Annotated in this window: 28 protein-coding genes; 12 read left to right on the forward strand and 16 right to left on the reverse strand. The window is 59.0% G+C overall.

Annotated elements, in window-relative coordinates:
• Nucleotides 1-201 precede the first annotated feature (201 nt).
• Nucleotides 202-2,097 (forward strand): precorrin-3B C(17)-methyltransferase, encoded by a 1,896-nt coding sequence (cobJ, locus tag SYN63AY4M2_RS12190; RefSeq protein WP_099887416.1) that lies wholly within the window; start codon nt 202-204, stop codon nt 2,095-2,097.
• 16 nt (nt 2,098-2,113) lie between these two features.
• Here cobJ and modB read toward each other — a convergent pair whose 3' ends face one another.
• Together modB and modA are read right to left on the reverse strand one after the other, a co-directional pair.
• Complete coding sequence (modB, locus tag SYN63AY4M2_RS12195; protein WP_099887417.1) at nt 2,114-3,901, reverse strand: molybdate ABC transporter permease subunit; 1,788 nt, start codon at nt 3,899-3,901, stop codon at nt 2,114-2,116.
• A gap of 37 nt (nt 3,902-3,938) precedes the next feature.
• Nucleotides 3,939-4,682, reverse strand: coding sequence for a molybdate ABC transporter substrate-binding protein (gene modA / locus SYN63AY4M2_RS12200; protein ID WP_240530545.1), 744 nt, complete (start codon nt 4,680-4,682; stop codon nt 3,939-3,941).
• A gap of 273 nt (nt 4,683-4,955) precedes the next feature.
• On the opposite strand from modA, the gene SYN63AY4M2_RS12205 reads away from it, so the two are divergent.
• The gene (locus SYN63AY4M2_RS12205) at nt 4,956-5,165 is read left to right on the forward strand and encodes a molybdopterin-binding protein (protein ID WP_099835857.1); all 210 of its coding nucleotides are present in this window, start codon (nt 4,956-4,958) and stop codon (nt 5,163-5,165) included.
• 28 nt (nt 5,166-5,193) lie between these two features.
• Here SYN63AY4M2_RS12205 and SYN63AY4M2_RS12210 read toward each other — a convergent pair whose 3' ends face one another.
• The 14 genes from SYN63AY4M2_RS12210 to SYN63AY4M2_RS12275 form a co-directional block, all read right to left on the reverse strand.
• Nucleotides 5,194-6,846: a helix-turn-helix domain-containing protein gene (locus tag SYN63AY4M2_RS12210; RefSeq protein WP_099887419.1), complete on the reverse strand. Its 1,653-nt coding sequence runs from the start codon at nt 6,844-6,846 to the stop codon at nt 5,194-5,196.
• Between the two features lie 343 nt (nt 6,847-7,189).
• Nucleotides 7,190-7,447 (reverse strand): hypothetical protein, encoded by a 258-nt coding sequence (locus tag SYN63AY4M2_RS12215; RefSeq protein WP_011432066.1) that lies wholly within the window; start codon nt 7,445-7,447, stop codon nt 7,190-7,192.
• A gap of 94 nt (nt 7,448-7,541) precedes the next feature.
• Nucleotides 7,542-7,868 carry a ferrous iron transport protein A gene (locus SYN63AY4M2_RS12220; RefSeq protein ID WP_099887420.1) on the reverse strand — a complete coding sequence of 109 codons (327 nt, stop codon included), beginning with the start codon at nt 7,866-7,868 and terminating at the stop codon, nt 7,542-7,544.
• Nucleotides 7,869-7,948: 80 nt separating this feature from the next.
• Nucleotides 7,949-8,248, reverse strand: a complete 300-nt coding sequence (locus SYN63AY4M2_RS12225) for a 2Fe-2S iron-sulfur cluster-binding protein (protein WP_099813376.1) — start codon at nt 8,246-8,248, stop codon at nt 7,949-7,951.
• Nucleotides 8,249-8,290: 42 nt separating this feature from the next.
• Nucleotides 8,291-8,656 carry a nitrogenase-stabilizing/protective protein NifW gene (gene nifW / locus SYN63AY4M2_RS12230; protein WP_099887421.1) on the reverse strand — a complete coding sequence of 122 codons (366 nt, stop codon included), beginning with the start codon at nt 8,654-8,656 and terminating at the stop codon, nt 8,291-8,293.
• Nucleotides 8,653-8,886, reverse strand: a complete 234-nt coding sequence (locus SYN63AY4M2_RS12235) for a CCE_0567 family metalloprotein (protein ID WP_240527856.1) — start codon at nt 8,884-8,886, stop codon at nt 8,653-8,655. Before SYN63AY4M2_RS12235 ends, nifW begins: the two co-directional genes overlap by 4 nt.
• A 90-nt stretch (nt 8,887-8,976) precedes the next feature.
• Nucleotides 8,977-9,432, reverse strand: a complete 456-nt coding sequence (locus SYN63AY4M2_RS12240) for a NifX-associated nitrogen fixation protein (RefSeq protein WP_099813098.1) — start codon at nt 9,430-9,432, stop codon at nt 8,977-8,979.
• Nucleotides 9,433-9,434: 2 nt separating this feature from the next.
• Nucleotides 9,435-9,854 carry a nitrogen fixation protein NifX gene (nifX, locus tag SYN63AY4M2_RS12245; RefSeq protein WP_011430663.1) on the reverse strand — a complete coding sequence of 140 codons (420 nt, stop codon included), beginning with the start codon at nt 9,852-9,854 and terminating at the stop codon, nt 9,435-9,437.
• An 81-nt stretch (nt 9,855-9,935) separates the two neighbouring features.
• Complete coding sequence (gene nifN, locus SYN63AY4M2_RS12250; RefSeq protein ID WP_099887422.1) at nt 9,936-11,273, reverse strand: nitrogenase iron-molybdenum cofactor biosynthesis protein NifN; 1,338 nt, start codon at nt 11,271-11,273, stop codon at nt 9,936-9,938.
• The gene (nifE, locus tag SYN63AY4M2_RS12255; protein WP_099887423.1) at nt 11,261-12,667 is read right to left on the reverse strand and encodes a nitrogenase iron-molybdenum cofactor biosynthesis protein NifE; all 1,407 of its coding nucleotides are present in this window, start codon (nt 12,665-12,667) and stop codon (nt 11,261-11,263) included. The genes nifN and nifE overlap by 13 nt, the downstream gene beginning before the upstream one ends.
• Complete coding sequence (locus SYN63AY4M2_RS12260; protein ID WP_011430660.1) at nt 12,658-13,017, reverse strand: Mo-dependent nitrogenase C-terminal domain-containing protein; 360 nt, start codon at nt 13,015-13,017, stop codon at nt 12,658-12,660. The genes nifE and SYN63AY4M2_RS12260 overlap by 10 nt, the downstream gene beginning before the upstream one ends.
• A 3-nt stretch (nt 13,018-13,020) precedes the next feature.
• Nucleotides 13,021-13,245, reverse strand: coding sequence for a DUF2949 domain-containing protein (locus SYN63AY4M2_RS12265; RefSeq protein WP_011430659.1), 225 nt, complete (start codon nt 13,243-13,245; stop codon nt 13,021-13,023).
• Nucleotides 13,246-13,287: 42 nt separating this feature from the next.
• Entirely contained in the window at nt 13,288-13,833 is a 546-nt protein-coding gene (locus tag SYN63AY4M2_RS12270) for a ferritin-like domain-containing protein (protein ID WP_011430658.1), read from the reverse strand.
• 54 nt (nt 13,834-13,887) lie between these two features.
• Nucleotides 13,888-14,181: an Asr1405/Asl0597 family protein gene (locus SYN63AY4M2_RS12275; protein WP_099813101.1), complete on the reverse strand. Its 294-nt coding sequence runs from the start codon at nt 14,179-14,181 to the stop codon at nt 13,888-13,890.
• Between the two features lie 771 nt (nt 14,182-14,952).
• On the opposite strand from SYN63AY4M2_RS12275, the gene nifB reads away from it, so the two are divergent.
• From nifB to nifT, 10 genes are all read left to right on the forward strand, one after another.
• On the forward strand, nt 14,953-16,389 hold the full coding sequence (gene nifB, locus SYN63AY4M2_RS12280) for a nitrogenase cofactor biosynthesis protein NifB (protein ID WP_099887424.1): 1,437 nt from the start codon (nt 14,953-14,955) through the stop codon (nt 16,387-16,389).
• 25 nt (nt 16,390-16,414) lie between these two features.
• Nucleotides 16,415-16,708 carry a ferredoxin III, nif-specific gene (fdxB, locus tag SYN63AY4M2_RS12285; RefSeq protein WP_011430654.1) on the forward strand — a complete coding sequence of 98 codons (294 nt, stop codon included), beginning with the start codon at nt 16,415-16,417 and terminating at the stop codon, nt 16,706-16,708.
• 39 nt (nt 16,709-16,747) lie between these two features.
• Nucleotides 16,748-17,947, forward strand: coding sequence for a cysteine desulfurase NifS (gene nifS, locus SYN63AY4M2_RS12290; protein ID WP_041438416.1), 1,200 nt, complete (start codon nt 16,748-16,750; stop codon nt 17,945-17,947).
• A 56-nt stretch (nt 17,948-18,003) separates the two neighbouring features.
• Nucleotides 18,004-18,942: a Fe-S cluster assembly protein NifU gene (gene nifU / locus SYN63AY4M2_RS12295; RefSeq protein WP_011430652.1), complete on the forward strand. Its 939-nt coding sequence runs from the start codon at nt 18,004-18,006 to the stop codon at nt 18,940-18,942.
• A 277-nt stretch (nt 18,943-19,219) separates the two neighbouring features.
• On the forward strand, nt 19,220-20,098 hold the full coding sequence (gene nifH, locus SYN63AY4M2_RS12300; RefSeq protein WP_011430651.1) for a nitrogenase iron protein: 879 nt from the start codon (nt 19,220-19,222) through the stop codon (nt 20,096-20,098).
• Nucleotides 20,099-20,194: 96 nt separating this feature from the next.
• Nucleotides 20,195-21,658, forward strand: coding sequence for a nitrogenase molybdenum-iron protein alpha chain (gene nifD / locus SYN63AY4M2_RS12305; RefSeq protein ID WP_099887425.1), 1,464 nt, complete (start codon nt 20,195-20,197; stop codon nt 21,656-21,658).
• Nucleotides 21,659-21,723: 65 nt separating this feature from the next.
• On the forward strand, nt 21,724-23,259 hold the full coding sequence (nifK, locus tag SYN63AY4M2_RS12310) for a nitrogenase molybdenum-iron protein subunit beta (protein ID WP_011430649.1): 1,536 nt from the start codon (nt 21,724-21,726) through the stop codon (nt 23,257-23,259).
• 248 nt (nt 23,260-23,507) lie between these two features.
• Entirely contained in the window at nt 23,508-24,695 is a 1,188-nt protein-coding gene (gene nifV / locus SYN63AY4M2_RS12315) for a homocitrate synthase (RefSeq protein ID WP_099887426.1), read from the forward strand.
• Nucleotides 24,696-24,830: 135 nt separating this feature from the next.
• The gene (locus SYN63AY4M2_RS12320; RefSeq protein ID WP_011430646.1) at nt 24,831-25,094 is read left to right on the forward strand and encodes a nitrogen fixation protein NifZ; all 264 of its coding nucleotides are present in this window, start codon (nt 24,831-24,833) and stop codon (nt 25,092-25,094) included.
• Nucleotides 25,091-25,291, forward strand: coding sequence for a putative nitrogen fixation protein NifT (gene nifT, locus SYN63AY4M2_RS12325; RefSeq protein ID WP_011430645.1), 201 nt, complete (start codon nt 25,091-25,093; stop codon nt 25,289-25,291). The genes SYN63AY4M2_RS12320 and nifT overlap by 4 nt, the downstream gene beginning before the upstream one ends.
• The last annotated feature ends 152 nt before the right edge of the window (nt 25,292-25,443 follow it).

Below are 25,443 nucleotides of genomic sequence, written 5' to 3' on the forward strand. Positions count from 1 at the left end.
GCGCCGCTTAAGAATGTCCACATGGCCCCCCCATAGGCCGATAGCAGCAAAAACATCAGCCCCTTCGTGGAGAGCAAAACCTCCAGGGGGATTAGGGGCAGCATCAGTCCAGGTGGGATGACCATCGGCACTTGTCCCTTCGCGGGTGGCTCTATGTCCAGTATAGGATCCGGGGAGAATCCTAGCCTTGGCCCACGCTCGATGAAGCTTGCTCTGTTTGCCCCCAGCCCGCGCGCCCGCCGGTTGGCCGACTCCCTGATCCCCCTCCTAGGCAAGGAGGTCATCTGCTGGAGCAAAGCTGAACCGCAGGGGCTGCCCTCCCCCTGGCAGGCTTACGGGGATCCCAAGGATCCCACAGCGCCAGGCTCCCTAGCAGAAGCCGTTGCCCAAACCTGGCCCCAGGTGCAGGGCTGTCTCTTCATCTTGGCCGCAGGGTCGGTGGTGCGGCTCATTGCCCCTCTCCTGCAGGACAAGCAGCGGGATCCAGCGGTGGTGGTGGTGGACGAAGCCGGTCGCTGGGCTATTAGCCTGTGCGGGGGACATGTGGGGGGGGCCGATGCCCTGGCGCGGCAGGTGGCCGCTACCTTGGGAGCCCAGCCGGTTCTCACCTCTGCTTCCGAGGGGCTGGGGATCCCGCCTTTGGATTTGCTGGGGGATCCCTACGGCTGGCGGCGGGGCGCTGGAGATTGGAACGGGGTGGCAGCCGCCTTGACGCGGGGAGAGCCGGTGGCCGTTCACCAGACCTGCGGCACGCGGCTTTGGCGACAAGCTTGGCCGGCAGATCATCCCCTAGTGGCCTCCTCTCCTCCCCATCCCGTTGCCCAGATCTGGATTGGGGAATACCTCTCCCCTCCCACGGGGATCCCGACAGTGCACTGGCATCCGCGGGTGCTGTGGGTGGGGGTGGGCTGCGAGCGGGGCACCACCCGCGCTTGGCTAGAGGGATCCCTGCGCCGCCTGCTGCAGGCCCAGGGGCTGGCGTTCGAGGCCATTGCCGGCTTGGCCACCCTAGAGCTCAAGCAAGACGAGCCGGGTCTTTTGGAGCTGGCTCAGGCCCACGGCTGGCCCATTGAGTTTTTCTCGGCAGAGGCTTTGGCTGGGATCCCAGTGCCCCACCCTTCGGAGGCGGTGCGGCAGGCGGTGGGCACTCCCTCCGTAGCCGAGGCGGCTGCTCTTTTGGCGGCTCAGATCTGGGGAAGAGGTGACCGAGCTTTTGAGAGGCCCTCTTGCGTTGCGGAGGGGAAGGCAACTCTTCTCTGCCCCAAGCAGGTCTTCACGTCAGAAACCGAAGGGGCCTGCACCCTGGCCATTGCCCGCGCGGCGCAGGAGTATTCCCCTCGCAGCGGCCACCTCTGGCTCATCGGCACTGGTCCTGGGGATCTGGGTCAATTGACTTTGGCTGCTCGTATGGCTTTAACTCAGGCCGATGTGGTTGTTGGCTACCAGCTTTATCTGGATCTGGTGGATCCCCTTTTGCACCCCGGCCAAATTCGGGAGGCCTCTCCCATTACCCAAGAGCTGCAGCGAGCCGAACGGGCGATTGCTTGGGCGCAGCAGGGGCTGAAGGTGGCGGTGATTTCTTCGGGGGATGCCGGCATTTACGGCATGGCGGGCTTGGTGCTGGAGTGCTTGGTCCGCTCTGGCTGGGATGGGATCCGCCCTTCTCTGGAGGTGCTGCCGGGGATCTCTGCCTTCCAGGCGGCTGCTGCCCGGCTGGGGGCTCCGCTGATGCACGACTTCTGCGCCATTTCCCTCTCGGATTTGCTTACCCCCTGGCCAGTGATTGCAAAACGCCTGCAGGCGGCTGCAGCTGCCGATTTTGTGGTGGCCCTTTACAACCCCCGCTCCCGGCAGCGGGTGGATCCCTTCCTCAAGGCTCTGCAGATCTTTTTGCAGGCCCGACCCGCCCATACCCCCGTGGCTTTGGCCCGCAACCTCTACCGCCCCGGCGAAACCCTCCACCTCACCACCCTAGGGGAGCTGGATCCAGAGCAGGTGGACATGCTCACCCTGGTTCTTATCGGCAACTCTCAGACCTTTCGCCATGGGGAGCGGCTGATTACCCCGCGGGGCTACCGCTTGGGCGAGCCCACCTGACTCCTGGGCTCCAGACTCAAAACACCATCAGATGCCGGGGATCCAACTGTAGCCACCAGGGGGATCCCCAAGTCTCCACCTCGCGCCAGCGCTCCCGCCACACCTCAGCTTGCAGGTGATAGTCCTGGCGGTGGGCAGGAGGACCGCCCAGCCTAAAGAAGAGAGTCAGTCGGTGGGGGGTCTCGCTCCACTTCACCAGCCAAGCCGGAAACGTGTTGGGCAGCTTCCCGTCGGGCCTGAAGGTGAGGTGGTGGGCGCGGATGGCGATGTATTCTCCCGCTGGGGATCCCTGTACCTGCAGCTCACAGCCCCAATCCAAGGCCAGCACCCGTTGAGGGCCCAGGAGCTTGGCCCGCGAGATGTTTTTGCAACCCGTCAGTTGCGCCACACTAAGGCAGGGGGGAGCCTCAAATAGCTGACGCTTGTCCCCCTGGGCAATGATTCGCCCCTGCTCCATTACAGCCAGATCCCCGCAGAGGCGGAAGGCTTCCTCAATGTTGTGGGTTACCAAAAGCGTGACTCCCTTGTAGTCGGCTAAGATCTCCCCCATCTCCTGCTCCAGTTGGCTGCGCAGGTGGGCATCCAAAGCAGAAAAAGGCTCATCTAGCAGCAAGATCTCCGGCTCAGAAGCCAAGGCTCGCGCCAGGGCCACCCGCTGCTGCTGTCCTCCAGAGAGCTCCGTGGGATAGCGGTTTTCCCAGCCTTTCAGCTTGACCAACCGCAGCTGGGCCTGGATCCGCTCCTGTTTTTCCGCTTCGCTCAAGCCCGCAGGGATCCCAAAAGCGATGTTCTGGGCGACGGTGAGATGGGGAAACAGAGCGTAGTTCTGGAAGATCACCCCTACCCGTCGCTGAGCGGGGGGCAGCCGGATCCCCTGTTCGGCGTCAAACAACGCCCGCTCGTTGAGCAAAATGCGCCCACCATCCGGGGTTTCGATCCCGGCAATGCAGCGCAAAAGTAGGCTTTTGCCGGATCCAGAGGCCCCCAGCAGTCCTAATGGCCGCCCGTCGCAGCTCAGTTGCGCCTGCAGCTCAAATTGGGGCAGCTTCTTGTCAATGTCCACCCAGAGGCGGGGGGCCGGAGTTGAGAAATCCAGATCCCTTCTGGTGAGAACCTGTAGAGGACGAGAGGGAGGTCGCTGCCAGGGCCGTCGCTGAAACCAAAGGTTAACTGCCGTCATCACCCCCAAGGACAACCCCAAGACCAGGGCCGAGCTGATGGCCGCCCCCCGCATATCCCCCGCCTGAACGGCAAAGAAGATGGCCATGGACAGGGTTTGCGTGCGGCCCGGGATATTGCCTGCCAGCATCAAGGTGGCGCCGAACTCCCCCAGAGCGCGGGCAAAACTGAGGGTAATCCCCGCCAGGATCCCTGGTAAGGCCAGTGGGATCAGCACCCGCGTAAAAATCTTGGCCCTACTTGCTCCCAGGGTGCGGGCTGCCGCCACCAGCGTCGGGTCGATCTGCTGGAAAGCTCCCAAGGCCGTGCGGTACATCAGGGGCAGGGCCACCACCACTGCCGTGATCACCCCGGCATACCAGGTGAAGATGACCGACAAGTTCAGCGAGGCCAAAAGTTGTCCCAGAAGGGTTCGCCGGCCAAACAGCAGCAACAATAGGAACCCCACCATGGTGGGCGGCAACACCAGCGGCGCCAACAAGAGGGCCTCGATGAGAGAGCGCCAGCGACCTCGGTAGTGCAACATCCCGTAAGCTGCCAGCGTCCCCACCCCAAAGGTGATGCCCGTGGCCAAGCCGGCAATCCGTAGGGAGATCCAAAGCGGGGATAGGTCGTAGTCGCTCATTTGGAGTAACTCATCCGCGCCATTGCAGAGGGATCCCTCACAGGCGGATAAAGCCGTACTTCACAAACACCTCTGCTGCTTCTTCTGAGGTTAAAAACTCCAAGTAAGACTGTCCGGCGGGAGTATCGCGCACCAATGCCACCGGGTAGATAATTGGCGTAATGGGATCCGCCGTAGCCACTACTCGCACCCGATTTGAAAGCTGAGCATCCGAGGTAAACAGGATCCCAGCGTCAGCATTGCCCTGCTCCACCGCCGTCAAAATTTCCCGCACCGTGCTGGCAAACACCATCTTGGGCCGCAGCGTCTCAAACACCCCCGCCTCGGTGAGAATTTCCTGGGCATAGCGTCCGGCGGGCATGGCCTGCAGATCCCCAATGGACAGAACCCGGATCTCTTCCGCCACCAAGTCGGCAAAATCCTGAACCTTGGTTCTGGCATTGGCAGGCACAATTAAAGCCATGCGGTTGCTGAGAAGATCTCGCCGGGATCCCTCCACCAGCAGGTTTTGCTTGGCAAGGGCGTCCATAAAAGAGGCGGCTGCGAAAAATACCACGTCCAGAGGCGCCCCCTGCTCCACCTGTTGCTGGAGAGAGCCGGAATTGGCGAAGTTGTACTCAACCTTGATGTCGGGATAGCGGGCGGTGAACAACCGGTCGATTTCCGTTAAAGCCGGTTGCAAGCTCACCGCAGCCCCCACCAAAATGGGCTGAGATTGCGCCAAGCCGGGAGCCGACCCCCACCTCAAAGCCAGAGCGGCCAGGATCCCCAGGAATAACATTGCAGTTCTTCGTTTCATAGCCATTTTTCTTTGACCCGTGACGACTTTCAGAACAGGAAAATCCACCAATCGCTCGGTACTTTGACCATTAGAGGTTGCAGTTTGTATCTTCAGGATACATAATCTAGACTATTGGCAGCCCTTCCTCCCCAGAGGCAACGATAAGCATCTGATAGTATTGAAACCGGTGTTGAATGACCATCCGGCAAGCTCCTCTCTTGTTCAGTTCGGTCGACACCCCTGTTGCTCTGCTTGTTCAACAAAGGAGAAGTCATGCAAATCAGCACTCGCAACTTTTTTAAAGGAACTGTAAAAAGTGTCCAGGTAGGCATGGTCAATGCCGAAATTGTTCTGGAAGTTGCACCAGGCATAGAAATAACAGCCATTATTTCTAAGCACTCTGCCGAACGGTTGGGCATAGCAGTTGGGAAAGAAGCGTATGCTGCCATCAAAGCCTCGGATGTGGTCATCGCCGTGGATTAGTGGTGGATTAGCAAATTGAGTGACTGGCCTAGACTTGCTGTTGCCTGGGATCCAAATACAGGGCTTTGATAAGGCGCTGGCGATCGTTTAGGCTGATCTGAAGCCGCCCATTCTCTACATCCCGCACCCAGCTCTGGCTGCGCCCCAGCCTCTGGGCCAATTCCCGCTGGCTGATTCCCTTTTGCCGGCGTGCCGCCGAGATATCCGCTCCACGCAAAGCTTTGCTTGAGGGGAAGTCTTTTGGGTTTTCGGGAGGGCCAGGGAGATCCGAGTCTGTTGCAACAGGCGCAGACTTTGCCCTACGCTGCCGCCGAGATCCCGATTCTCGGGTTGGGGATCTGGCTTCTTGAACTGCTTGACGATGCCAGTCGGAGGGCAGATGAAATCGTTGAATGCGAGCCTGCATCAAGAGTCCCCACTTGCCCCGCGGCCCGGCAGCCGTCAGCAAGCCACCGTTGTTGGCATCTTCAATCCAAAAGTTCAATGCCTCGTCCGCATCCTCGGGCACAGCTTCCAGGCGAGCCCACAGGGGTTGAATGGAAGAAGGATAGGTGAGGGGATCGAACTCCGGCTTGAGGCCGTAGTGGTTGAGAACCTCCAGATCGCTTTCAAAGGTGCGCACCAGCCGTTTGCGTTCTTGGAGATTGAGATAAGCTTCCTGCAGTCGCTCTTCCCCGTAGGCCACTCGCATCAGGGTGGGCACCGTCAGACGCTGTTGCCGCCCCATCCTCACTTTGAACAACAGCCACAGCAGCAGGCGCATGGCTCCTTCATGGTGTTGCCAATGGCTCATCACGGCCTGCAGCAGGGATAGGGGCAGGCTGCTGTACTGATAAAAGGCTTGCCCCTGGCGGCACCCTTGTCGATTGAGAAAGTACCGTGTCCATTCGCCGGGCTGAATCGCCCAAGTCAGGCCCACCAGATGGTTGCAGCCCTGCTCATCTTTTTGAAAGTGGCGATGCATCTTGAGCAGCCTCCACAGAGGGCCAGCCGGTACCGAAAACCCCTTCACCCGCCCCTGATCCGGCCAATCGATGGAGACTTGAATCCGACAGAGCTGCTCTATCCAGGTCATGAACAGGTGGAGACGGGTCATCTTGCTCAGATCTTTACGTTTATCCCAGCCCAAATAGGACTCCAATTGTGAGTCGGTGAAAACAAAGGATTCCTTCCAGGGGCTATTCAACCCGGCAGCATAGGCAGCAAAAATAAGATGCAAACAGGCAGTTCGCACATCGATCGGAGCACTTTGTGGGATCCCGTCCAAACATAGAGTTAGGGTCAGAGATCCCTGGTTGTGGCCAACAGATTTCTGATAGCAAACCTGGTTATCTCCCTGCTTTTGCAGATTGAGAGATTGAAATTGAGATAGGAAATTGCAAGCTTCCCAGACCACAATTGACGAAGCAAAAGCCTGGCTATGGCCGTTCAAAAATAGAGGTGGACTGCTGCGAATGCGGGCGGTGATCCTGCGATTGCGCCCCTTCATGGCTTCATAGGGCTGCGGGGCAGAACCGGGACATAGGCTAACGCACTGAGGTTCTGGGAAGAAACCTTCGCAGTCATTGCACAACAGAGGATTAATCCAGTATTCCCCATCCTGGACAACAATAGCTTTTGTAGGACAGCTATCTACGCAAGCGTGGCAACCGATACAATCCCCTGAGATTTGATAAGCCATAGCCCTCGAACTCCATAGCGTTTCCCTGTAGCTCTCCTTTGTTCACGCCTGCTATCGCATCTGCAAAACCCTAAACCCGGCCATGGAGACCTTCCTCGCAAAGCCGTGGCAGCCCGGCGAGAGACCTTAGTTTAAGGTCTGTTTCCTAAGCTCAATTCGTGAACTGGATTGAACGATACCTCAAAAGATCCCCGGCAGGCCAGGGAGATTTGGTCTAGGGTGAACCTTCTGGAAAGCTTTGTTTTCTCTTAACTTCTAATGTTTGCAGTGAACTTTTGAGATGGCTTTGCAGGCTACTCCTCCCCCCTTGAGAGCCTTTTAGGGATCCGAACTGCAACAAGTGTCAGGCGAAACGCTCAATAACCAAGCCGACACAAGGTCGTCCGCCCACCCAATACGTCGATTCATCGGCAAGGTTGTGGCTTGGCTCCAGATGCCAACCCAAGGGATTGGGTTCTAGCTCCAGCGCCCGCACGATTTCCTCTGGGCTTAGTCCTGTGCAGAGTTGGATGTGTTGCAACTTGGGAAATGGCTTTTCCACAAGGCTAAGCTCTTCAGCAGCTTTAAGGATGGAGCCCAGGTGCAACAAACAGGTGTTCATGGCTTTGCTCCCAAATCAAGATAGGTTATGAAGAGATGTGCTTACCTTGAGTGTCTCTCATTGCAAGTTAAAAATTGGGTAAATAGACTACATTTTAGAAGGCTCTTGGCAAATTTAAGATTGTTTTCTTATTCGGTTCTTGGGTAGACATCAAGGCGCAACGGGGATCCATGTAAACCCAGATGGGTTTAGCTAAATGAGCAGGAAGGGAAAGTTGGCCACTGGGTAGGAGTAGGATCCACTCAGGGTGACGTTGGATAACCTGGAGATAGGTGCTCACAGTGAGACCCATTTGCTGCAATTGGGCGCAAGCAGCTTCGGATCCGCGCAGTTGGTAGATGCGACCTTCTTCTCCAACCTTCATGAGTTGGAGAGGAGATATGGTTATTGAGATCTTAGGGACGGTGGGCGGTGCCAACATATAGGGATCCCTAATTCTAGAAAAAAATAGAAAAAAGGCTGCTTAAGCCTATCGGCGAGCAACTGGAGAGCAGCCGTCTATCAAACCAAGTAAGCTTCCTGGTGAGTGCGAATCGTACAATTGGAGCGAGGTTTAGCCACGCAGAGCAGCACAAATCCTTTGGCTATTTGCTCCTCATCCAGAAAGGTTTGCTCCGATTGATCGACTTCTCCTTCTACCACTTTGGCCACGCAAGAGGAACAACTACCGGAGCGGCAGGAAGAGGGCAAGTCCACATCTTGATCCTCAGCCGCTTCTAGGATGGTCGAATCTTCATCTACTGAGATATAGGTGTCGAGCCGTCGTTTTGGGTTAACCAAGTGAACTGTGTAGGTAGCCATGATGAGATCTCCAGAGAGTTGACGAGGGGTAAACAAGGGAGCTTAGGCAGGGATCCCAGGGCTGCATTCGCCCCGCTCTCCCAAAGAGCTGCAGCCGGCACAGCCGCCAACGGGATCCGGACAACCGTAGTCTTGAAAGACTCGGAAGAGCTTCTCCTGCTGCGGGGTAGAAGTGAGAAAGGTTTGATACGCTTTTTCCAGCGCTTGCCGGGCTTGCTCCAGCCATTCTTCTTCGCTGCCCTGGAAGTGCTCCAGAGGAGCCAGATACTGAGCGAATTTGCGTAAGATATGCAGGCGATTCACGTTGACCACCCGCGGATCGTAGGGGAGCTCGAAAAAAGCGAAATAATCCTCGGCATTGACTAGGGCTTGGAAGTCTTTCCAACGGCGGTTGTGGTTCCAACTCATCGGCAGGTCTCCAGGGTTTTCAAGCGTTGTCTGAGGGTGTGCAGCCGGGCAAACAGGGCATAGGTGCGGGCTGCCAAGTCGGGGAGTCGCTCGAACCCGTCGGGTAGCCCCTCGGCCAGATCGTGCAGATCCATTTTCAGTTGGCCTGCTTTGCTGTTTAGGCGCTTGATCTCGCTGCGGAGCTGGTCGGCAGAGAGGTGTTCGAAGGGCTCGAAAGCCAGGTCGTTCACAACATTTTCAACATCCCTCTCATTCAACATGGGCAAGGCACTCCTGATGGCTAAAGAAATTGCTGCACAGACAAAAGGGGAGGCAGGCGGCTACAGCCGGCCCACCTCGGGGTAGGTTCGGGCCAGTTGGATCCCTTTGTCGATAAGGGCAGTAGCTTTTTCAGTGAGCTGTTCGAGAGACTCGAAACCGAAGCGATGGGCGTCTCGCAGGGTGTTGACCACCAACAACAACCGCCCTGAGAAGACCAGCACCCAACCAAAACCTTCACTGTTGAGATCCAGCACCACCTGAGCCAGGAGGCCCGTCTCCTTTTCGATCAGGGCGGCAATGGCGCGGTAGTAGATGAGGATGCGGCTCCGCACTGCCGGATCCACCTCCCCTTCCAGGGATATTTGGCGCTTCTGGGCTTTGGTGACGACAAAGGGCTTGAGCAGCAACTCATCACTCCAGGCGCGGTAGGTGCCGTAGGGATCCGCCGCCCGCATCTGGCGAACGATCTCTTGCAAGATGGGGCTGGTCGAGGGGGAAAGAGGGGTAACCGTCATGGCTAAACCTCCGCAGGGGAAGTAGAGGGATTTGGGGCTTCGGCTTTGCGGGCGCGCTCGGCCAAGAGCACTTTGCGCAGCCAGGGGGGAGGGTTGTGCAGGGTGGATACCAGGCGCTGCAACAAGCTCTCGATGGATTCTTCTTCCGACTGCACTTTGATGGGGGTGATGCGGCGGTTGATCAGGCGGGCGGCGGCACTGCTGCCAATGGCAGCCACGTAGATGAGGGTGACATCGGCCAAAGCCTGCAGCTTGGGCACCAGCTTGTCCTCGTTGCCATCTGCCTCCAAGTTGCCCCCAAAGGTGAGGGTCTTACAAAATCGGTAGCCTTCGGGGGTGACTTCGTAGAGGTCGATCTGGTTGGCCCAGCCAAAGTGGGCATTGACGTGCTTGCCGTCGCGGGTTGTAAAGGCCACTTGCATAGGCGTTCTCCTTAGAAACGTGAACTTGAGGGTTTGGGGGAGCTAGGGGCACTTGGGCTGCCCTTCGAAGCTCTGGATCCCTTAGAATCCATGCCCAGAAACCTGGGGTGGGCTGGGGTGACGGGCTTCCTCCTGCTCCATCAGCAGGTTGCCGACGGCAAACAGTTGGGATAGGGTGCCGCGATAGCCCACCTGACAGATGTGGTTGGCCCCCAGCCGGTCGAAGATGGGGATCCCCATCCGATGCACCGGGATCCCCAGCCGCTTGCCCAGGCGCGCCACGTGGGAGTTGCCCACCAGCAGGTCGGCCCCGGGTGCCAGCTCCTCCAGATCCCCCAGATCCCCCACCCGCACTGCCTCAATGGGAAGGGTGGTCAAGTGGGGATCCGGTGTGGGACTGATGGCCGCCTGGATCTGACAGCCCATATCCAGCAGCCAGTCCACCCACCCCCAGAGCAGATCGGCTTCTAGGGCCAAGGCAATCCGCTGGTTGCCGAAGAAAAAGTGGCAATCCAGGAGGGCATCTTGAACCTGGCTGCGCTGGCGGCGGTAGCGCAGGGGCACCGGCTGTTGGCTGTAGTCGGCCAAGGTTGCCAAAAAGGGATCCACAGCCTTGAGACCGGTCAGGTGGGGGAAAACCCGATAGGGGGTGCCAAAGCGCTGGGCCAGGATCTGAGCGGCAGGGCGCATGCTCTCGCCGACAGCTATGGTGAGGCCGGAACGCCCGAGCTGGCGCAATTGCTCAAGGGTGGTGCCGCCGTCTGGGGTCGCCCTAAAGCCGGTGCCCAAGTGTCCGTCCAGGGAACCCGCGGGATCCGGCACCAGGATCGGCTCTAGGCCAAAAGCCTCTGCCATTTCTTTGATCTCCTGGGCGTCGGCAGGGGTGAGGGCAGGCCCGCACAGCACCGTTACCTGGGCAGGGCGGACGGATCCCGACGGCGATTCCGGCAGGGTGCTGACCAAGCTGTTGACGGCGATGGCATAGCCGTCTTGCAGGGATCCCTTAAAGTCAGGCGTGGAGGCCAAGACGATGGGCAGATCCTGCAATTGCGGCTGGCGTCGGCGCAGCTCCCGCAGGATGCGCGGCATATCGTCCCCGCGGGTTTCCGTGAGGCCGGTGGTCAGAAGACCAATCAGCTCCGGCTGGGCCTTCTCCACCAAGGTGAGGATGGCAGCTTCGACATTCTCCTCGCCTCCCAAGATGGTGTCCACTTCGGACATGGCAGTGGTGGACATGGGAATGGCCTCGCGGAAATGACGTACCAGCAGCGCTTTGGCAAAGGCCGTACAGCCTTGGGAACCGTGGAAGAGCGGCAGACAGCCCTTGATCCCCAGAAAGGCCAGGGCCGCCCCCAGCGGAGCGCTGAGTTTGAGGGGGTTGACGCTGAGGGGCTTGCGTTCTTGAATCAACTGGGCCATCCTCCCACCTCCTTTGCTGCTGAGGTCTCCCAGGGGGCAGGCCGTCGCAACTGCTCCCAAATGGGACTGTGGAGGGCGGCATCGATCTCCCGCGCCAAGTTCACCAGGCCGCGATAGCCGGCATAGGCATGGTGCCGCTCCTGGTTGATGTCCAGAAAGGGGATGCGGGCCTTGAGGGCGGTGTACTGGTTGCGTCCGCCGGCGATGAGCAAGTCCGCTTTCGTGCGCTCCACCACCTTGAGCAGCTCTTGCGGGCTGCCCTTGTCCAAGAGAATGCCATCCTGGCCAAGCAGCTCGCGGATGCGGGCTTTGTCTTCTTCGGTGCTTTTGCGGGTGCTGGTGGCCGTTACCTGCATCCCCAGATCTCGAGCGGCGGAGATGATCGACCAACTTTTCACCCCGCCGGTATAAAGGACAACTCGTTTGCCCGCCAGCCGCTGCCGGTAGGGGGCCAAAGCCGCCTCGGTGGCGCGAGTTTCTCGCTCGATGAGGGCCTCGGTACGCTCCTGCAGTTCGGGATCCTTCAGCCCTTGGGCAATGGCCCGTAGGCAGTGGTTCATCTCCTGCAGCCCGTAAAAGGAAGCCTCAATGTAGGGGATCCCATAGCGCTCCTGCATCTTGCGGCCCACATTGAGCAAGGCTTTAGCGCAGATGAGAACGTTCAGCTTGGCCCGGTGGGCGGTACAGATCTCGTGGTAGCGGCCATCGCCGGTGATCTTGGCCAAGATGCGGATCCCCAGCTCGTCAAACAGAGGCAAGACATCCCACAGCTCGCCGGCAATGTTGTACTCGCCGATGAGGTTAATGTCGCGGGGAGTGGTGTACTCCGGGGAGGCGGTGCCGATCACATAGTCCAGCAGGGCTTCTCCGGCCAGACGGTTGCCTAGGTTTTTGCTGCCCACAAAGCCGGGCGCATTCACCGGAATGACCGGGATCCCAAGCTGGCGGCTGGCCCGCTGACACACGGCCTCCACATCGTCGCCAATGAGGGCAGTTACACAAGTGAGATAGACAAAAATGGCGGCAGGCTGGTATTTGGCCTGCAAGTCAAGGATGGCCTGGAACAGCTTTTCCTCCCCCCCGAAGATGATCTCGTTCTCGCTCAGATCGGTGGTGAAGCCCACCCGATAAAGCTGGGGGCCAGAAGAGAGGCTGCCCCGCGTCCCCCAAGAGTTGCCGCTGCAGGCGATTGGCCCATGTACTAGATGGGCGGCATCGGCGATCGGCACCAGGGCAATCGAAGCCCCGTCAAAGGCACAGCCTCCCTGCGCTCCTCCTGGCTTGGCTTGCTCGGCACAGACCTTGTTTTTGCCTTTGCCGTCTTTCTTGTGGTTGTGCTCGCAGGCGGTCTCGTTGAGCAGCTCCGCCACTTTAGTCCGGCTGATCAAGGGCATGATGGGATCTCCTGAGAAGAGGGGGGCTGGGGTTGAGCCGCAGCTTCGGCCAGATAAGCCGCCGCCCGTAGCCGCAGGGCAATGATCTCCTCGTAGAGGGGGTTGATGCGACAGAGGGCCGGAATGTGGACGGTGCGGGATCCCAGCCGGATATCCCGCTCAAAGGGACAGGAAGCCGGGATCAAACGACAAATCCAACGGGCCTGCCGGGATCCCCGAATTTCAATGCTGTTGAGCCAGCGGCGCGGCCACTTCAGGGCGGATCTGAAAATTGAGTTCAAAACCAGGCCGAGCCATCCCAAAGGGTTGCCGACTCTGGGAAAGGGAAGAGAAGGGTAGGGATAAGTCATGGCTTAAACCTCCGAATGGGTAGAATTGGTAACAAGAGGAGGGGGAGCACACCATTCAAAAATCTGCTCCAGTTGCTCCAAGGAAATCAGCCCGTAATGCCAAAGAATCATGGGCAAAGGGCCCTGTTCACACCCATGCCGTTTCAGGGCGAAGGTGAGGGCGGATTCCGGGATCCCAAGCTCAACTTGCAAAAACTGCAGCAGCGGCGCCCGATCGGGGGTAAGCATGGCAGAGTCTCCCAAAACGAGGGGTGGGCGTAGATGGGCAAGCTAGGATGGGGACAAGCCCAAAACCAAGCTGTCGGCAGCCAGAAAGTGGGCCAGGTGAAAGGCCCGTTCTTCCGTCCGCAGCAAAATCTGCTCGTAGAGGTGACGGGTGGCGCGATCCCCAACACTTTCCGCCAGAGCCGCCTGGCGACGCAGCAGATCGATTAGGCTTTGCTCGGCCCGCAAATCCGCTTCCAGCATGGGCCGCACGGCCAATGCATCGTCCCCTTCCGGGCTGAAGCAGCACAGCTCCGCCAGCTTGGCAAAGCTGGAGGCCGGGATCCCACCCAGGCCGTTCAGGCGCTCCCCCACCTCATGGGCGTGGTTCTGAACTTCCTGTAGACTTTCGTTGAAAAATTGATGAATTGAGTAGAACTCTGCTCCTTCCACAACCAGATGGTGCTTCAGATACTGCAAATACAGCCCCTGAAGACTGGCCCAAACTAGGTTGAGGCCCTCGCAGATGGGAACCGTGATCTCCCGTCCCAGGTGAACGGGGTTGTCTCGGACTTGTTGGAAGGAGCGAGTCGAGGGGGATGGAGTGCTCATTGGCGCTACCAAAACGAGGTGAACAGGAGAAGCAAGGAGGCAAACGGCAGAGGTTCAGGGGTGGTCATCCCCTCCTGCAGATCTCTCAGGGGGATCCCAGGTTTGGAGAGACCAGCAGCGATCCAACCAACTCAGCCAGCCAGAGCGGTTGAGGGTGAAAAGGCGGAGCACACTGTGGACGAGGAGGGCTTCGGTGGGGGTGCGAATCATCACCCACAGTTGGCCGGTCGGGGTACAGCCACAGGTCAAATCCAGCTCCTGCAGACGGTAGAGAATCCGCCAGCGATCGCAACGGGGCACCTGCAGCACTTCAGCCGTTTTCGGTGGGGGAGAAACAAGGGGGGACATAAGCTCACCGGTTGGGAAGCAGGAGGGAGTCTCAGCAGAGGGCAGAACCGTTGGGTTTCTGTTCCCCCGCTTATATCCCCCGCTTATAGCAAGCGGCTGCAGGGGCTCAGGCTTGGCAGCGGGCGATCAGGATTGATTGAGTTATTGCCGATGTACTCAAACCCTGGAAGCTTGGCCCAGAGCGCAAAAAAAGTTTTTCTGAGGGCAGGGGGTTGAGTCTTTTGCCCGCAGGGATCCGGTATTTTTGGGGAAGGGTATGGGTATTTGAGCGAGTACATCCCCCCTGTCACAACAAGAAAGTCCGACGGCCTGCCGCCGCAATAGTCTTCACTTCCTTGGCGAGGACTTTGCCCCAGGGGGATCTTTCCTCAAACTCAAACGGCTATTTTCAATACACTTTTGGGCTGATACGATATTAAATCGTAGCAATTGATGCAAAACGCAGCCGAGGCTGCGGCGCTTGAGTGCATCTGAGCAGATTTTTAGTATTTCCTAAGCATTGCCCCAAGCCCTTGTCGAATCAGGGATTCCGGGGATCCTCCCCACAGCCGGATCCCCCGCCCCTTTGGGTCAAAATACGGCATCCCCGGCCTTGAAAAACCAGACCCTTGACCCCTAAAAAAAGTTGGATTTGGCCTGCCATCAGGCTTTGCAGGTCTTGAGTACAAAGCCAATAAACTCGATCAGTTCTACCGGGCTGAGTGCAACGGAGCGGGCAGAGGGCGGTTGATATAACCGCCAGTAACGTTCTATCCCCTGGTTGACCCCACTATGCCGCCCCTTTCAACTCCGCCCCGCCAGGGATCCCCCTTCCCATCGGCCTGCGCTTGCAGCAGCAGCCCCCGCCAGGCTCTCCCCCCTCATCTGCAGCAACGCATCGCCACCCATCCCTGCTACAGCGAAGCAGCTCACCATCACTACGCCCGCATGCACGTGGCGGTAGCCCCCGCCTGCAACATCCAGTGCAACTACTGCAACCGCAAGTTCGACTGTGCCAACGAGAGCCGGCCCGGTGTGGTCAGCGAGCTGCTGACCCCGGCGGAAGCCGCCCACAAAGTGCTGGTGATTGCCGGCAAGATCCCGCAACTGACGGTGGTGGGCATTGCTGGGCCTGGGGATCCCTTGGCCAACCCCAAGCAAACCTTCGAGACCTTTGCCCGCATTGCCGAGAAAGCTCCGGATCTCAAGCTCTGCCTTTCCACCAACGGCCTGATGTTGCCGGACTACATCGACGAGATCAAACGGCTGAACATTGACCACGTCACCCTGACCATCAACATGGTGGATCCAGAGATCGGAGCCAAGATCTACCCCTGGATCCGCTGGCGGCGCAAGCGCATTCGGGGGGTGGAGGCAGCCCGCATCCTGCACGAGCGGCAGATGGAAAGCCTGGATCTGTTGCGGGAGGCAGACATCCTCTGCAAAGTCAACTCCGTTCTCATTCCCGGCATCAACGACACCCACCTGCTGGAAGTGAACCGGGTGATCCAGGAGAAAGGGGCTTTCTTGCACAACATCATGCCCCTGATCTCGGCGCCTGAACACGGCACCTACTTCGGCCTTATCGGCCAGCGGGGCCCCACCCCTCAGGAGTTGAAAGCCCTGCAAGATCGGTGCTCCGGCAACATGCGGATGATGCGCCACTGTCGCCAGTGTCGGGCGGACGCGGTGGGCCTGCTGGGGGAAGACCGCAGCCAAGAGTTTACCAAGGAGCGCTTTATGCAGATGACCCCCGAATACGACCCCGAAAAACGCCGCCAGGTCCAGGCAAGCATTGCCCAACTGCAAGCTCAGCAGCAGTCAACCCCAACCCACTGGACAGCCGACCTGCCTCCCGACAGCCCCTCCATCCTGGTGGCCGTAGCCAGCAAAGGCGGCGGCCTGGTCAATCGCCACTTCGGCCATGCGCGGGAGTTTTTGATCTACGAGGTCAACGCCCGTGGGGCGCAGTTTGTCGGCCACCGCAAGGTTCCGCAGTACTGCCACGGGGGATCCGGGGAGGACAACAACCTAGAGCAAATTCTGGATCTCATCAGGGATTGCCGAGCCGTGCTGGTCTCCAAGATCGGCGATTGCCCCATGAAGCGTATTCGCGAGGCCGGCATCGAAGTGGTGGAAGACTACGACCTCATTGAAACGGTGGCCCTCAAGTTTTACCGCACCTGGTTGGTCAACCAGGCCCTGGACAGCAAATCTTCCCGATCTTGAGACCTCATCTTTTGGAGACGCGGCCATGGCTACTGCAACTGCTCTCACCAAAGGCGGACTGCCCTGGATCCCACAGTTTATCGAAAGCCTGGATATCAGCCGCTGCCTCGGCTGTAGCCGTTGCCTCAAAGTCTGTGGCCGTGGTGTGTTTGCCCTCAGAGCCCTCAACGAAGACGGCGAGTTTGTCGACAACGAAGAGGAAGAAGAAAGTGAGCGCAAAGTGATGACCATCCTCAATGCCGCCCTCTGCATCGGCTGTCAGGCTTGCGCCCGCATTTGCCCAAAGCAGTGCCATTCCCACGCTCCGCAAGCCGTTTAACGTTGCCCAACCCCTACCTTGTATCGATTCGGAGCCTGTATGAACCCCGTGATCTACCTGGACAACAACGCCACCACCGCCGTGGATCCCCTGGTTCTGGAGGCGATGCTGCCCTATTTGCAGACCTTCTACGGCAACCCCTCCTCGATGCACAGTTTTGGCGGCCAGGTGGGGCGTGCCCTTAACCAAGCCCGCGAACAGGTGGCAGCCCTTCTGGGAGCCGACCCGACGGAGATTGTCTTCACCAGTGGCGGCACCGAAGGCAACACCACGGCCATTTATGCAGCCTTGGCAGCCCAACCCCAGAAGCGCCACATCATCACCACGCAGGTAGAGCACGCCTCGGTGCTCAACGTCTGCAAGCACCTGGAAAAGCAAGGCTACCGCGTCACCTACCTCTCGGTGGATGAGCAAGGCTGCCTGGACTTGCTGGAGTTGGAAGCAGCCCTGACCGGCGATACTGCCCTGGTGAGCTGCATGGCCGCCAACAACGAGACGGGCGTGCTTTTCCCCATCGAGGCGGTGGGATCCCTGGCTCGCAGCTATGGGGCTGTTGTCCATGTGGACGCAGTGCAGGCGGTGGGCAAGATCCCTCTCGATCTGCAGCGCCTGCCGGTGGATCTCCTCACCCTTTCCGGGCACAAGCTGCATGCCCCCAAGGGGATCGGCGCTCTCTATGTGCGGCGGGGCTTGCGCTTCCGTCCGTTGCTGCTGGGAGGGCATCAGGAGCGAGGCCGCCGCGCCGGGACGGAAAATGTGCCGGGCATCATCGCTCTGGGCAAAGCGGCTGAGCTGGCCCAAGCCCACCTCGGGGATCCCCATGAGCGGCTGCTGCGGGATCGCTTGGAGCAGGGCTTGCTACAGCGGATCCCGGATGTCCAGGTTAACGGCCACCCCACTCAGCGGCTGCCCAACACCACCAACTTGGGCTTCAAGTTCGTGGAAGGGGAAGCGATCCTCTTCTGGCTGAACAAATACGGCATCTGCGCCTCCTCCGGCTCCGCCTGCACTTCCGGATCCCTGGAACCCTCCCATGTGCTGCGGGCCATGCGCCTGCCCTACACCGTTTTGCACGGCTCAATCCGCTTCAGCCTCTCCCGCTTTACCCAGCCGGCAGAGGTGGAGCGGGTGCTGGAGGTTTTGCCGGGGATCATTGAGCATTTGCGGGCCATCTCCCCCTTCAGCCACGAGGCGGAAGACTGGCTGCAACAGCAGGAACGGGAACTGGCTCGCCGCTGACCCCCCTCAAACTCATCTTCCCTCGACCGTTAGCATCCTCAACTCAGGATCCAGCCATGTGGGACTACAGCGAAAAAGTTTTGGAACTCTTCTACCACCCCAAAAACCAAGGGGCGATGGATCCCAGCTCCGAGCCTGGTGTTCGGGTGGTGGTGGGAGAAGTGGGCAGCATCACCTGTGGCGATGCCCTGCGGCTCTACTTAAAGGTGGACGAGGCTAGCGAGCGCATCTTGGCTGCCAGCTTCCAAACCTTCGGCTGCACCAGCGCCATCGCCTCTTCCTCGGCTCTGACGGAGCTGATCACCGGCCTCACTCTGGATGAAGCCCTGCGGATCGACAACCGCCAAATCGCCGATTACCTGGGCGGCTTGCCCCCCGCCAAGATGCACTGCTCGGTGATGGGGCAAGAGGCTCTGGAGGCAGCCATCTACAGCTATCGCGGCCTTCCTCTGCCTGACCACACGGATGATGACAGCGCTTTGGTCTGCTCCTGCTTTGGCGTCAGCGAGCAAAAGATCCGCCGCCTGATCCGGGAAAACCACCTCACCTCCGCTGAGGAAGTAACAGCCTACAGCAAAGCGGGCGGCGGTTGTGGCTCCTGCCTGGCCCAGATTGAAGACCTGATCGCCGCCGTTCTGGCCGAGACTGACGCAACCCCTTCAGAAGATTCAAGAAATTCAAAAGGGAACTCCCAAAACCAGACAGAGCCCTCTCCCGCTGCTCCCTCTCCTGTCTCGGCAACAGCGACACCCCCTCCCCTCACCACCTTGCAAAAGATCGCCCGCATTCAGGCCGTCCTGGAGGAGGAAGTTCGCCCGCTGCTGTTGGCCGATGGCGGCGATGTGGAGCTGTACGACCTGGAAGGGGATCAGGTGTGGGTACGCCTCAAGGGATCCTGCACCACCTGCCCCAGCCAGCAAAACACGCTGCGGTTGCTCATCGAAACCCGCCTGCAAGAACAGGTGTGGCCCACCTTAACCGTGCATGCCCTCTAGTTGCCCATTCTCGATAAGCCTGAGAGCCCTATGATCTGCCCCACTGTTACTCCCCGTCGCTTCCCCCATCTCCTGCATCAATTCGGGAGGGCCCCACCGCTCGACCGGTTTGCTTTTGGATTCCAAGGGATCCAAGGCTGCCTTCCCGCGAGCTGAAATCCTTTGCAGTAAGGATCCCGTCTCGCTAATGCGACCAGTTGCGCCCATTGGCAAGAGATTTCTAACCCTTAAGTCGCCCTCAAGTTTTTCCTCAAGTCTTCATTAGGAGAACTGAACCATGAGACAAATTGCATTCTACGGCAAAGGCGGTATCGGCAAATCCACCACCTGTCAGAATACCGTTGCCGGTATGGCCGAATTGGGGCAGCGGATCATGATCGTCGGCTGCGACCCGAAGGCCGATTCCACCCGCCTCATGTTGCACTGCAAAGCCCAGACCACCGTCCTTCACCTGGCTGCTGAGCGGGGATCCGTAGAAGACGTGGAGCTGGAAGAAGTGGTGCTCACCGGCTACCGAGGGGTGCGCTGCGTGGAATCCGGTGGCCCCGAGCCTGGTGTTGGCTGTGCCGGACGAGGCATCATCACCGCCATCAATTTCTTGGAAGAAAACGGTGCCTACGAGGATCTGGACTTTGTCTGCTACGACGTGCTGGGGGACGTGGTCTGCGGCGGTTTTGCCATGCCCATTCGGGAGGGCAAGGCCCAAGAGATCTACATTGTTTGCTCCGGCGAAATGATGGCCATGTATGCGGCCAACAACATCGCCCGCGGCGTGCTGAAATACGCCTACTCTGGCGGCGTGCGCTTGGGTGGCTTGATCTGCAACAGCCGCAAAGTGGATCGCGAGATCGAGCTGATCGAAGCTCTGGCCGAAAAGCTCAACACCAAAATGCTGCATTTCATCCCCCGCGACAATGTGGTTCAGCACGCAGAATTGCGCCGCATGACGGTGATCGAGTACTCCCCCGACTGCAACCAAGCTGACGAGTATCGGGCCTTGGCCAAAAAGATCATCAACAACACGGATCTGAGGATCCCCACCCCCATCTCTATGGATGAGCTGGAGCAGTTGTTGATAGAGTTCGGCGTTTTGGACGACGACCAGAAAATCGCCCACCTCATCGGCAAAACCGAAAAAGAGTTGGCCCCAGTGTGAACTTAAAGATGGGCTGGGGGTGGATCCCTTCCTCCCTCGGCCCTCGGTTCCCCCTAGTTTCTTTCTCAAAAAAATCCAGTAGATGAGGCTCTTCCCATGACTACTCCAAAAAGCGCCCTCAAAGAGGAAAACCGAAAAGTTATTGCAGAAGTTCTGGAAACCTATCCGGAAAAGGCCAAGCAAAAGCGAGCCAAACACCTCAACGTCTATGACGAGGGCAAAACGGATTGCGGAGTAAAGTCCAACATCAAGTCGATCCCCGGCGTCATGACCACTCGCGGCTGTGCCTATGCCGGTTCCAAGGGGGTGGTGTGGGGGCCGGTCAAAGACATGATCCACCTCAGCCATGGCCCCGTGGGCTGCGGCTACTACTCCTGGTCGGGAAGGCGCAATTACTACGTCGGCACAACCGGGGTAGATACCTTCGTTACCATGCAGTTCACCTCCGATTTTCAGGAGCGAGATGTGGTGTTCGGGGGGGACAAAAAACTGGCCAAACTCTTGGTGGAAGCCAGCGAACTCTTCCCCTTGGCCAAAGGCATTACCATCCAGTCCGAATGCCCCGTTGGCCTAATTGGGGATGATATCGAGGCGGTGGCCAAGAGAGTTTCCAAAGAAATTGGCAAGCCGGTGGTACCGGTGCGCTGCGAAGGCTTTCGGGGGGTCTCCCAGTCCCTGGGCCACCACATCGCCAACGATACAGTGCGGGACTGGGTTCTGCCCATTGCCGACAAGAAAGCCAAGGAGGGATCCCTCAACTTTGAGCCCGGCCCCTACGATGTGGCCCTGATTGGGGACTACAACATCGGCGGCGACGCTTGGTCTTCCCGGATTTTGCTGGAGGAGATGGGCCTGCGGGTAGTGACCCAGTTTTCCGGCGATGGCACCTGGAACGAGATGCTGCTTGCCCCTCGGGTGAAGCTGAATCTCATCCACTGCTACCGCTCCATGAACTACATCTGCCGCCACATGGAGGAAGCCTACGGGATCCCCTGGCTGGAGTTCAACTTCTTTGGCCCCACCCAAATTGCCAAGTCGCTGCGGGCCATCGCCCAGCGGTTTGACGAGACCATCCAGGCCAAGGCGGAGCAGGTGATCGCCAAGTACAAGCCCCAGAGCGAGGCCATCATTGCCAAGTACCGTCCCCGCCTCGAGGGCAAACGGGTGATGCTGATGGTGGGCGGACTGCGACCCCGCCACGTCATCCCGGCCTTCCGGGAGCTGGGCATGGAGGTGATTGCCACCGGCTACGAATTCGGCCACGGCGACGACTACAAGCGCACCACCCAGTACATCGACGACGGCACCCTCATCTACGATGACGTGTCCGGCTACGAGTTTGAAGAATTTGCCAAGAGGTTGAAGCCAGATCTCATCGCCTCCGGCATCAAGGAGAAGTACGTCTTTCAAAAGATGGCTTTGCCCTTCCGCCAGATGCACTCTTGGGACTACTCCGGCCCCTACCACGGCTACGACGGCTTTGCCGTGTTCGCTCGCGATATGGATTTGGCTTTGAATAGCCCCACCTGGGATCTGGTCAAAGCCCCCTGGAAGTCTTAGCTTGCCGCCGGGATCCCAGACGCCAACGGCCCTTCCTTCCCCTGCTCCTCATTAGGAGACCGACCATGCCGCAAGATATCCAAGACATCAAAGATCACGCCCGCCTGTTTCAAGATCCGGAATATCAGGCGCTTCTGCAGTGCAAGCAAACCTTTGAAGATCTCCCTTCCCCGGAAGAAGTGGCCCGGGTGGCCGAATGGACAAAATCTTGGGAATACCGGGAGAAAAACTTTCAGCGGGAAGCTTTGACGATAAACCCTGCCAAGGCTTGCCAGCCCTTAGGGGCCATCTTCGCCGCTGTCGGCTTCGAGGGAACTTTGCCCTTCGTCCATGGATCCCAGGGGTGTGTGGCCTATTTTCGCACCCATCTCACCCGCCACTTTAAGGAGCCCTTTTCGGCGGTCTCCACCTCGATGACGGAAGATGCGGCGGTGTTTGGCGGCCTCAAAAACCTAATCGAGGGACTGGAAAATGCCTACGCCCTCTACAAGCCCAAGATGATCGCCGTGTGCACCACCTGCATGGCGGAGGTGATCGGGGATGACCTGGGGGCCTTCATCACCACGGCCAGAAATGAGGGAGTGATTTCCCGCGACTTCCCGGTGCCCTATGCCCACACGCCAAGCTTTGTGGGATCCCACATCACCGGCTACGACAACATGCTCAAGGCCATTCTCAGCACCCTCACCGAGCCGGTGGGCCGCACGGGTAGCAATGGCTACATCAACGTCATCCCTGGCTTCGATACCTACATGGGCAACTTGCGGGAGATCAAGCGCATCTTCGGCTTATTCGGGATCCCGCTGACCCTGCTGGCGGACAACTCCGACTATTTGGATTCGCCCAACGACGGCACTTTCCACATGTATCCCGGAGGAACCCCTTTGGAGGCGGCTGCCCAATGCTTGAACGCCGAGGCTACTTTTTCCTTCCAGCGCTACACCACGCCCAAGACCCTGGAGTTTCTAGCAGAGGCCTCGGGTCGGCCCACCCTGACGGCGCGGCCAGTGGGTATTCGGGGCACGGATGAGTTTTTGATGCAGCTATCCCAGTTAACGGGCAAGCCCATTCCCGCCGAGCTGGAGATCGAACGGGGCCGGGCGGTGGATGCTTTCACGGACTCCCAAGCGTGGATCCACGGCAAGCGGGTAGCCCTGTATGGGGATCCGGATCTGGTGATGGGCTTGCTCAGCCTGTTGCTGGAGCTGGGAGCGGAGCCGATCCATGTGGTGGTGACCAACAGCAACGAGGAGTTCGAAGCCGAGGCGCGGGCACTGCTGGCCTCCAGTCCCTATGGACAGGGGGCAACCGTCTGGGGGGGCAAGGATCTCTGGCATCTGCGCTCTCTGATGTTCACCGAGCCGGTGGATCTGCTGATCGGCAATTCCTACGGCAAATACCTGTGGCGGGATACGGGCACGCCTTTGGTGCGCATCGGCTACCCCATCTTCGACCGCCACCATCTGCATCGCTATCCCACCTATGGCTATGTGGGGGCGCTCAACCTCCTTAACTGGATTGTCAACACCATTCTGGATGAGGCAGATCGGCGCAGCATCATCCCCGGCAAAACCGATTTTTCCTTCGACTTAATTCGTTAGCTTCCGGAGTAGGGGGATCCCAGAGGCTAGATAGATCTTGTCAAGGATCCCCTGCTCCAAAGACTCCACCCCGCTAAGAGGAACAGCCAAGCCTTACAGGAATCTGATGAATTCTGCCAGAACTTCGGTTGAGCTTTCTACCCTGGACATGATTGCCCTGACGCAACCGGGGTCGCGCCAGCGGTGCGGAGCACCATCGACGGTTACCGATTGCCTAGGCGGGCCGTAGGTCTTGGAGGATGGATCCCATGAATTCCTCTATCACCATCAACGACACCACCCTACGCGATGGGGAGCAAGCGGCAGGGGTAGCCTTCCAAATCCCCGAGAAAATCTCCATTGCTGCCCTCTTGGATGCCATTGGCGTACCCGAAATTGAGGTGGGGATCCCGGCCATGGGCGCCGTGGAAACGGAAGCCATTCGCGCCATGCTCAGCCTGGGGCTGCGGGCCCACCTGCTGGGGTGGAACCGGGCTGTGCCCAGCGATATCCTCGCCTCTATTCGTTGCGGCCTCAAGCGGATCCACATCTCCGTGCCGGTCTCGGATCGGCAAATCGCTGCCAAGTTCCAAGGGGATCGCCCTCGGCTGCTGCGACAGTTGCGCCAATGCGTGGAGATGGCCTTGGAGCAGGGGCTGTGGGTCTCGGTGGGGGCAGAAGATGCCAGCCGCACCCCCCTGGAGCAGGTGATCGAGTTGGCCCAAATGGCCCAAAGCTGGGGCTGTCGGCGCTTCCGCTACTGCGATACGGTGGGCGTTTTGGATCCTTTTAGCACCTACAAGCAGATTCGCCGTCTGGTGCGGGCCATCGATATCCCTGTGGAGATGCATACCCACGACGACCTGGGCATGGCCACTGCCAATGCCTTAGCCGGGATCCGCGCCGGCGCTCAGTCGGTGAACACCACCGTCAACGGCTTGGGGGAACGGGCCGGCAATGCCCCCTTGGAAGAGGTGGTGATGGCTTTGCGCTGCACCTTGGGGATCGATGTTGGGGTGGATACCCGCCGTTTGCGGGAGCTGTCTCAACAGGTGGCACGGGCCAGCGGTGCTCCCCTACCTCCCTGGAAGGCCATCGTCGGTGACAACGCCTTTGCCCACGAGTCGGGCATTCATGCGGCGGGAGTGCTGCGGGATCCCCAGACCTATGAGCCTTTCCCACCAGAAGCCGTGGGCGGCCAGCGGCGGCTGGTGTTGGGCAAACACTCCGGCCGGCATTTGCTGCTCCAGATCCTCAAGGAACACGGGATCCCTGTCGAGCAGATCCCACCTGGCCAACTGGAAAAGCTCCTGGAACAGGTGCGGCAGCACGTCACCCACTGCAAGCATCCGATCCCACCGGCGGAACTGGCCCGTTATTGCCGCGCAACGCTGACGCAATGGGCGCAACACACTCCAGAACCCATCCCAGAGGAAAGCCATCCCGATGTTGTCTAACCGCTTGTCCGGAAAGGAAACTTCCAAATCTCAGGCCATTTTGGCAGCCGTGTCTCGACGGGCGCGCCAAGTAGGCCGCAGCCTAACCCGCCAAGAGCTTTGTCAGGTGCTGGCAGAAATCACAGGAGGTACCCCATGAGCGACGAACTGGAGCTGGATCGCCCTCCCCAATTTGAGCTGGGCGACAAAGTCCGCATCCGTAAGGTCATCCGCAACGATGGCACCTTCTTCGGCCAGCCGGTGGGAAAAATCTTGGCCGTTCCCGGCGACGAAGGTTACGTGATTTCCATTGGCACCTTTCTACAACGGTTTTACGTCTATGCCGTCCACTGCTTGGCCAAAGGCTTGGTGGTGGGGTGCCGTGCCCAAGAGCTGGAACTTGTGGAGAAAGGGCTATGAAAGTCATCCTGCACGAAAGTGCCTACGGGCATTTGATGGTCTACGTTCCCAAAAAAGATCTGGAAGAATCGGTTGTGGCCACCCGTTCAGAGGCCGGGGAAACCATTTTCACCTTGAGCAACGGTTGGGAATTGTCCATCCCGGAGCTGCCGGAGCCTTTGTCTCTGCCCAAGACAGTAGAGGCCAAACGCCTCTAGCCAACGGTTGGCTAAAAATTCTGTTGGCCTATCCCCGAAAGGGCTGAGAGAATGGGTTGAACTCAGCTCCAACAAGCTCTAGATACCCATGAAAAGGGTTGGATTCCCCGTTACTTTGTATGGACAACCGGCCCATATGGGGAGATGGCTTT

Source organism: Synechococcus sp. 63AY4M2 (assembly GCF_002760475.1).
Classification (GTDB): Bacteria; Cyanobacteriota; Cyanobacteriia; order Thermostichales; family Thermostichaceae; genus Thermostichus.